The sequence below is a fragment of the Pseudopedobacter sp. genome, from assembly GCF_040392825.1.
Lineage (GTDB): Bacteria > Bacteroidota > Bacteroidia > Sphingobacteriales > Sphingobacteriaceae > Pseudopedobacter.
The window spans coordinates 1-8,413 of record NZ_JBEBVH010000183.1 but is presented as its reverse complement, the minus strand read 5'-3'; the positions used below and the strand labels follow the sequence as shown (position 1 = coordinate 8,413).

7 protein-coding genes are annotated in these 8,413 nt (G+C 36.9%); all 7 read left to right on the top strand.

The window, feature by feature from the left end; translation table 11 throughout:
- A partial coding sequence (murG, locus tag ABWO41_RS12765; protein WP_353138514.1) for an undecaprenyldiphospho-muramoylpentapeptide beta-N-acetylglucosaminyltransferase occupies positions 1–1,050 on the top strand: 1,050 nt, incomplete at its 5' end.
- Positions 1,043–2,407 carry a UDP-N-acetylmuramate--L-alanine ligase gene (murC, locus tag ABWO41_RS12760; RefSeq protein WP_353138511.1) on the top strand — a complete coding sequence of 455 codons (1,365 nt, stop codon included), beginning with the start codon at positions 1,043–1,045 and terminating at the stop codon, positions 2,405–2,407. The genes murG and murC, both read left to right, overlap by 8 nt.
- Positions 2,400–3,257: a cell division protein FtsQ/DivIB gene (locus ABWO41_RS12755; RefSeq protein ID WP_353138508.1), complete on the top strand. Its 858-nt coding sequence runs from the start codon at positions 2,400–2,402 to the stop codon at positions 3,255–3,257. The genes murC and ABWO41_RS12755 overlap by 8 nt, the downstream gene beginning before the upstream one ends.
- A 13-nt stretch (positions 3,258–3,270) precedes the next feature.
- Positions 3,271–4,617, top strand: coding sequence for a cell division protein FtsA (gene ftsA / locus ABWO41_RS12750; RefSeq protein WP_353138505.1), 1,347 nt, complete (start codon positions 3,271–3,273; stop codon positions 4,615–4,617).
- Between the two features lie 126 nt (positions 4,618–4,743).
- A complete protein-coding gene (gene ftsZ, locus ABWO41_RS12745) occupies positions 4,744–6,450 on the top strand; it encodes a cell division protein FtsZ (RefSeq protein WP_353138502.1) in 1,707 nt (568 codons plus the stop codon).
- 163 nt (positions 6,451–6,613) lie between these two features.
- On the top strand, positions 6,614–7,855 hold the full coding sequence (locus ABWO41_RS12740; RefSeq protein WP_353138499.1) for an aminotransferase class I/II-fold pyridoxal phosphate-dependent enzyme: 1,242 nt from the start codon (positions 6,614–6,616) through the stop codon (positions 7,853–7,855).
- A 216-nt stretch (positions 7,856–8,071) separates the two neighbouring features.
- A complete protein-coding gene (locus tag ABWO41_RS12735) occupies positions 8,072–8,254 on the top strand; it encodes a BF3379 family histone-like protein (protein WP_353138496.1) in 183 nt (60 codons plus the stop codon).
- The last annotated feature ends 159 nt before the right edge of the window (positions 8,255–8,413 follow it).

The window sequence follows — 8,413 nt, the reverse complement described above, 5'->3', positions numbered from 1 at the left end:
ATCGCTATAGCTAATGCTTTAAAAAAAATAGATCCGAATACAGAAATACTGTTTGTTGGTGCGAATGGTAAGATGGAGATGGAGAAAGTTCCTGCTGCTGGTTATAAAATAATTGGTTTAGACATTCAGGGATTTCAGAGAAGTAATCTAATGAAGAACATCTTTTTGCCAATAAAACTGATAAGAAGTGTTTTTAAGGCATTACGGATTATTAGAGATTTTAAGCCGGATGCTGTAGTGGGGGTTGGGGGATATGCGTCCGGACCGTTATTATATGCTGCCTCTTTGAAACGCCTCCCGATTTTAATACAAGAGCAGAATTCGTTCGCTGGGGTGACTAATAAGTTTTTGGGTAAATCTGCAAAGAGGATATGTGTCGCTTTTGATCATATGGATAAATTCTTTGCGGCAGATAAAATTATCAAAACAGGAAATCCGGTTAGAAAAGACACCATTAATATAGAAGGAAAAAGAGAAGAAGCAATCAGCTTTTTCGAACTGGATCCTGCGAAGAAGACAGTTTTAGTTATAGGTGGAAGTCTGGGAGCCCGTACACTTAACGAAAGTATGATTTCGGGAATCAACAGGTTTAAAGACGAGGATATTCAATTGATTTGGCAAACGGGTAAATTCTATTACAGAAGTGTTATAGACCGATTTGGAAATCAGCCAAAAGATAGTGGTATCCGCATCCTGGAATTTCTGAATAGAATGGATCTGGCCTATGCAGCAGCAGATGTAATTGTTTCGAGGGCGGGAGCCGGTACGATATCTGAATTGTGTCTGGTAAAGAAACCTGTAGTTTTAGTGCCTTCTCCCAATGTTGCAGAAGATCATCAAACAAAAAACGCAATGGCCTTGGTGAATGCAAATGCGGCTGTTTTAGTAGCCGATAGACACGCAGAAGCAGAGTTGGTAGATCAAACAATTAAATTATTAAAAGACAATGCGGAAATGATTGTATTGTCTGAGAATATAGGAGCATTGGCTTTAGCAAATGCTGACGATATTATAGCAAACGAGGTATTATCAATAGCAAGAAATGGTTAATCTGGAAGACATAAAGAAAGTTTATTTGGTTGGTATCGGTGGTATCAGCATGAGTAGCCTTGCTCGCTATTTTCAGAAGAGAGGATGCGAAGTTGCAGGTTATGATAAAACTTCTACCATATTAACAAGAGCTTTGGAGGCAGAAGGCATTCCGGTTTCTTATGAGGATTCATTAAATGCTATTCCAGAACTATATCGTTCTAATGATGCTTCAATATTAATTATCTATACACCGGCGGTTCCTAAAAGTAGTGTGGTATACAGCTATTTGGCAGATGCTGGTTTTACGTTATATAAAAGATCTCAGATTCTGGGATTGCTATCCAGAGGAATGTTTACCATTGCGGTTGCGGGTACACATGGTAAAACAACTACAAGTTGTCTGATAACTCATCTGTTACGTCATGGTGGAAACACGTGTTCAGCTTTTTTAGGCGGAATTTCTGTTAACTATGATACCAATTTGATTATTGGAGAGAATGAGGTATTGGTGGTTGAGGCGGATGAATATGATCGTTCTTTTTTAACACTGCATCCAAACATAGCAGTTATCACTTCCATGGATGCAGATCATTTAGATATTTATGGCGATAAATCTCATTTAACAGAATCTTTTGAATTATTTGCCTCTCAGGTAGATACCAAAGGAACTATATTTTTGAGGAAAGGGTTAGATGTCAAGCTTCCGGTTTCTACGTATGCAATAGAAACAGAATCGGCAGATGCCAAGGCAATAAATATCAGAGTAGAGCAGGGAGAGTTCAGATTTGATTTTTACAATCAGGAAATCGAGATGAGAGATTTGACGCTTGGTTTACCGGGTCAGCATAATATAGAAAATGCTGTTGCCGCTATTCAGGTGGCCTTAAAAATGGGAATTTCTCAGCAGGATATCCGAACAGGTTTGGAATCTTTCCGAGGTGTAAAAAGAAGATTCGAATACATTGTAAAACAAGATAGTGCAATTTATATAGATGATTATGCGCATCATCCGGAGGAGTTGAGGGCTTGTTTCAGGGCGGTAAGAACTTTGTATCCTAATAAAAAGTTTACAGCTGTTTTTCAACCTCATCTATTTACCCGAACCAGGGATTTTGCAGACGGATTTGCAGAAGTGTTAAGTTTGGTGGATGAGTTGATTTTATTGGAGATTTATCCGGCTAGAGAGTTACCTATAGCGGGAATAGATAGCCAGTTTTTACTGGATAAAATTGCATTGGAAAATAAAAAATTGTTGACAAAGGATGAGGTGTTGAAATTTATTGAAAACACCAAACCAGAGTTGTTGGTTACAGTTGGAGCAGGAGATATAGATACATTAATAAAACCTATTCAAAATATATATAACAATGCTTAAAAGAATAAAATGGAAATCGGTTCTGTTTGTTTTTTTGTGGCTGATTAGCCTAAGTGGGTTAGTTGTGTTGATGAGTTTTATAGATGTGAAAAAAAGTGCAACAACATGTAAAGAAGTTAAAGTAATTTTGCCCGGAAATCAGTTTTTTCTGGAACGGGCAGAGGTAGATCAGATATTAGCGTCTAAGAATGGTTTACTGGTAGGAAGAAGATTAGATAATATTGATCTTCAGAGATTGGAAAATAGATTAAAAGCAAATCCATTTGTAGAATATGCAAATGTTTTTGCAGACATGAACGGAACCATTCAGGCAGAAATTGTTCAGAGAACACCAGTCCTTAGAGTCTTCAATATGGCGGGCCAAAGCTATTATGTAGACCAAAAGGGTTTTAAAATTCCGGTATCAAACCATTTCACTGCAAATGTAATTGCAGTAAACGGAGATATTAAGGAAGGTTTCTCTGGTAAAGTGGATACAGTAAGAACCCAACTGGTAAAAGATTTGTATCAACTGGCGAACTTTATTTCTAAGGATTCTGTTTGGAATAATCTGTTCGTTCAATTTTACGTGAATGAAAAAAATGATATCGAACTAATACCGAGAGTTGGAAAGCATACTATAATCCTTGGCGATGCCAGCGATTTAAAAGATAAATTTAGAAGATTAATGGTTTTTTATAAAAAGGCAATACCGCATGTTGGTTGGGATGCTTATTCTACCATTAATTTAAAATTCAGCGGTCAGGTAGTATGTCTTAAAAGTGATTCTACAATTATAAGAATTAAAGAGGAAGAGAAGCGGATTAAGGACAGTGTTAGGAAGGAAGAATTAAAAAAGAAGAATATTTAGCAAAGAATATAATATGGAAAAAGGCATTACAAAGCAATCAAAAGCTTCACCTATTGTGGTAGGTCTTGATATCGGTACGACAAAAATTTGTGTTATCGTGGGAAGAAGGACCGAACACGGTAAAGTAGAAGTGCTGGGAGTTGGCAGGGCAGAATCTGCCGGTGTAACTCGTGGAGTTGTGTCTAACATTGCAAAGACTGTAAGAGCAATTATGCAGTCTGTGGAAGAGGGAAGTACGCAATCTAATGTGGATATCAAAATTGTAAATGTTGGTATAGCAGGTCAGCATATCAAAAGTTTGCAACACAGAGGTATTTTAACAAGAAAAGATCTGTCAACAGAGATCTCCAAAAGAGATATTGACAGGTTAATAGATGATATGTTTAAGCTGGCGATGAATCCGGGTGAAGAAATTATTCATGTGTTACCTCAGGAATTTACAGTAGATAACGAACCTGGGATCAAAGATCCAGTAGGTATGGCCGGTGTACGCTTAGAAGCGAATTTCCATATTATAACCGGTCAGGTTACAGCTGTAAGAAATATTATGAAATGTGTAGACCAGGCTGATCTGGAGATTCAGGACCTGATTTTAGAGCCTTTAGCTTCTTCAGAATCCGTCCTGAGCGAAGAAGAGAAAGAAGCAGGTGTGGTTTTGGTAGATATTGGTGGCGGTACAACAGATGTGGCTATTTTTCACGAAGGAATTATAAGACATACAGCTGTTATTCCTTTTGGCGGAAATAGTATAACCGAAGATATAAGAGAAGGCTGTTCTGTCATGAGAAATCAGGCGGAGCTGTTAAAAATAAAATTTGGTTCTGCTTTGGCAGAAGAAAATAAGGAGAACGAGATTATTTGTGTTCCCGGATTGAGAGGCAGAGAGCCAAAAGAAATTTCGGTGAAAAACCTGGCTTATGTTATTCAGGCCCGTATGGAAGAAATTATAGATCATGTTTACTATGAAATAAAATCTTCCGGATACGAGAAAAAGCTAATTGGAGGTATTGTAATTACCGGAGGTGGGGCACAATTGAAGCATTTGTCGCAATTAGTAGAATATGTAACAGGTTTAGATTGCAGGGTGGGTTATCCTAATGAACATTTGGCGAAAAATGAAACACTTCCTAAGACTATTTATGAAGATTTAAAAAGCCCAATGTTTGCAACAGGTATAGGTCTATTGATTAAAGGAATTGAAAAAATAGAAAGCGAAACGCAGTATAACGATTATGAAAGAAAAGCAGCTCCAGCACAACAGGAAGCTGTTAAAAAGAATCGTGGATTATTCGCTTCCCTATTAGAAGGAACGAAGAAATTCATCAAAGATGACATCAGTGATCAGGACTTTTTGAAGTAATTTTCCACAATCGAAAAGTTTTCAACATTGTTAACATCTGTGGAAAACTTTTGTGGAAAAATAGCTAATATTACAAGAGTAAGAATTTAATTTTTTGGAATCGCTTAAAAGCTGATAATAAAGGATATGCAGTTTGAAATGTTAAAAGAAAAGTCATCAATCATCAAAGTTGTTGGTGTTGGTGGTGGTGGTGGTAATGCTGTAAACCACATGTACAGACAAGGAATTATGGGAGTTGACTTCATTATCTGTAATACCGATGCACAAGCATTGGAATTAAGCCCTATTCCAAACAAAGTTCAACTGGGAGCATCTTTAACAGAAGGAATGGGGGCAGGTTCTATTCCAGAAGTTGGAAAAAACTCGGCCATTGAGAATATAGACGATGTAAAAGAAATGCTGGGCAGCAATACCCGTATGCTTTTTATTACAGCAGGTATGGGCGGTGGAACCGGAACCGGAGCAAGCCCTATTATAGCAAAAGCAGCTAAAGAATTAGATATATTAACGGTAGCTATCGTTACCACTCCATTTTCTTTCGAAGGCAAACGCAGAAGAATGCAGGCCGAAGAAGGTCTAGAGGAATTAAAGAAATACGTAGATTCTTACCTTGTTATTTCAAACGATAGATTAAGAGAGATTTTTGGAAACTTGACTTTAGGTTCAGCTTTTGGTCAGGCAGACGATATTTTAACAACAGCAGCAAAAGGGATTGCGGAAATAATTACTGTACCGGGCTATATCAACGTCGATTTTAAAGATGTTAGAACAGTAATGAAAGAGAGCGGTGTTGCCATTATGGGAAGTTATGCTGCAGAAGGTGAAAACAGAGCTTTAAGGGCTGTAGAAGGTGCATTACTTTCTCCATTATTGAAAGATAACGAAATAGAAGGTGCTAGATATATCTTGTTGAATATTTCATCCGGAGAGAAAGAAGTGACAATGGATGAAGTGAGTATCATAACAGACTTTATTCAGGATCAGGCAGGCTTATCTGCAGATCTGATTTGGGGTAACTGTTCCGATGCCTCTTTAGGAGATAAAATTTCGGTAACTATTATTGCTACAGGCTTCCAAACTAAGGAAGAAAGAGTTTTAAACGAAGAGAATGCTCCTAAAAAGCAATACTTAACACCCGATACTCCGTTGATTCGTCCGGTTAATGAATTTAATAATAAAGCTACTGAGCAACAGTCTCCTGTAAATCAGGTAGCTGCCCCTGTTCAGACCCAGCCTGCAACTACAATAGAAGCAGCAAGAACAGAACAATCTCAAAGATCTCAAAGCGATCTTTTCGGAGGTATGTTTGTGACTGAGAATAAAAAAGAACAAGAGATTACAATCAGACATCAGCTGATAGAAGAAGAACCTGAAATTCAGCCTGAGAAAAAAGAAGAAAACGATATTGAGTTTAGCGTAAAGGTAGCGGAACCAATAAGTTTTGATTTACCGAGATCTACTCCTCAGCCTCAGGTTAATAATAATTACCAGAATGAATTCGAAGAAACTCCATCTGCTCAAGTTAACCCTGAGCCATTAGCACAGAAACCAGCTTATGGAGTAGATGAACATAAAACAGATGATTCAATAGAAGAACAATTGAGAAAATCAAAAGAGAGAATCTTACGTTTGAAAGATTTGAGTATGAAGTTACGTTCTACAACTGGTTTACAGGAGTTGGAAAACGAACCTGCTTACAAAAGAAAGCAAATGCAACTGAAAGAAGTTCCTCATTCTTCAGAATCTCAAGTTTCAAGATTTACATTAAGCAGCGAAGATGGTCAGACAGAAATCAGACCAAATAATTCGTTCTTACATGATAACGTGGATTAACGATTAACCTACAGAAGCCATTCTTTCGAGTGGCTTTTGTTTTTTTGCTACTTTCTCATTTAAAAGCAATTAATAGAATAGTTACCTCTACGGGCTTGTATATCAAATTAGTTCGAGTAAATTTGCGTGTATTTTAATTTTAAACTAACAAATAGATAATAAGTTGGATATTTTTGACAAGATAGCTAAGCACATGGGACCAATAGGTCAGCACCAAAAGTGGTCTCATGGTTATTTTTCTTTTCCTAAATTGGAAGGGGAAATTGCTCCGCACATGCATTTTAATGGCAAAGAGCACTTGGTATGGAGTTTAAATAATTACCTGGGATTAGCAAATCATCCAGAAGTAAGAGAAGCCGATGCGAAAGCAGCGGCGGAATTCGGTATGGCTTATCCTATGGGTGCAAGAATGATGTCTGGTAATTCTAAGTATCACGAACAATTAGAGCAGTCTTTGGCACAATTTACTGGTTTTGAAGATGCTTTCTTGCTAAACTATGGTTACCAGGGAATGGTTTCTATTATTGATTCTCTGGTAGATAGAAACGATGTTATAGTATACGACGCCGAATCACATGCTTGTATTATAGACGGTGTTCGTTTACATATGGGAAAACGATATGTTTATACCCATAATGATATCGATAGCTTGCGTAAGCAATTAGAAAGAGCAACTAAGTTGGCTGAGCAGACAGGAGGAGGAATATTGGTGATTACCGAAGGCGTTTTTGGTATGTCAGGAGCCCAAGGTAAGTTAAAGGAAATCGTTAAATTAAAATCAGAATTCAATTTCAGATTATTAATAGACGATGCACATGGTTTCGGAACCCTGGGTAAAACAGGAGCCGGAACTCATGAAGAGCAGGAATGTATAGACGGAATAGATGTGTATTTTGGCACTTTTGCTAAGTCTATGGCTGGTATAGGTGCTTTTGTCGCATCAAATAAAGATATCGTAAGTTTTTTACGTTATAACATGCGTTCTCAAACCTATGCCAAAGCTTTACCTATGCCAATGGTGATGGGCTTAATTAAGCGTTTAGAGCTGTTAAGAACTAAGCCAGAATTAAGAGAGAAACTTTGGACAATTGCTACAGCTTTACAAAATGGCCTTAAAGAACGAGGTTTCGATATTGGCAATACGAATTCTGTGGTTACACCAGTATTTTTAAAAGGTGAATTAGAAGAAGCTACAGCTTTAACTTACGATTTAAGAGAAAACTACGGTATTTTCTGCTCTATAGTAGTGTACCCTGTGATACCAAAAGGATTAATTATGTTGCGTTTAATTCCTACAGCTATGCATACTTTAGAAGATGTACAGCGTACATTAAGTGCTTATAGTGAGGTAGCCGAAAAGTTAAAAACAGGCTATTACCAGCAACACAAGTTTGTAGAAGCTTAAAATAAAGTTTTATAGAAGTAGAGCCGGTGATTTAGTTACCGGCTTTTTTTTATGTCATATATTTACGTTTAGAAATGTTGAAATCTGTAGAAATGTTGAAAAAATAAATGTATTGACTTAGTAAATAGCTATTTAAATGTTTTTTTTTATGAAAAAACATTCTACATTAGTAAAGCATAAAAATGTTCTAACCAAAAACTTAAAAGGAGAAAGAAAATGGCACAAGAAAAATTTAATCAATTAAAGGATCTTATTTTAGGCTTGGAAGTCGAGGCAGAAAAATTCTATCAAAAAGGAAATAGCGCTGCTGGAACGCGTTTAAGAAAAGGTCTCCAAGATGCAAAGAATTTATCTCAATCTATTCGTCTGGCTGTACAGGAATCAAAAAACGCCAAGTAATCTGAAAGCACAGTATATCTGAAATTATAAGAGATATACTATGCTTTCTTCTATAAAAACGGAGGCCTTCCGAAGTAGAATGTCTTTCTTTGTGCTGAGATTCTATAAGATTGGGGTATAAAGAAAGTAACGGTGACTTTTCAAACTGACTAACACTCT

What these genes read in the sequence shown, in the direction of transcription:
- murC (WP_353138511.1), top strand. Translation starts at nt 1,043, where the DNA reads ATGGTTAATCTGGAAGACATAAAGAAAGTTTATTTGGTTGGTATCGGT.
- ABWO41_RS12755 (WP_353138508.1), top strand. Translation starts at nt 2,400, where the DNA reads ATGCTTAAAAGAATAAAATGGAAATCGGTTCTGTTTGTTTTTTTGTGG.
- ftsA (WP_353138505.1), top strand. Translation starts at nt 3,271, where the DNA reads ATGGAAAAAGGCATTACAAAGCAATCAAAAGCTTCACCTATTGTGGTA.
- ftsZ (WP_353138502.1), top strand. Translation starts at nt 4,744, where the DNA reads ATGCAGTTTGAAATGTTAAAAGAAAAGTCATCAATCATCAAAGTTGTT.
- ABWO41_RS12735 (WP_353138496.1), top strand. Translation starts at nt 8,072, where the DNA reads ATGGCACAAGAAAAATTTAATCAATTAAAGGATCTTATTTTAGGCTTG.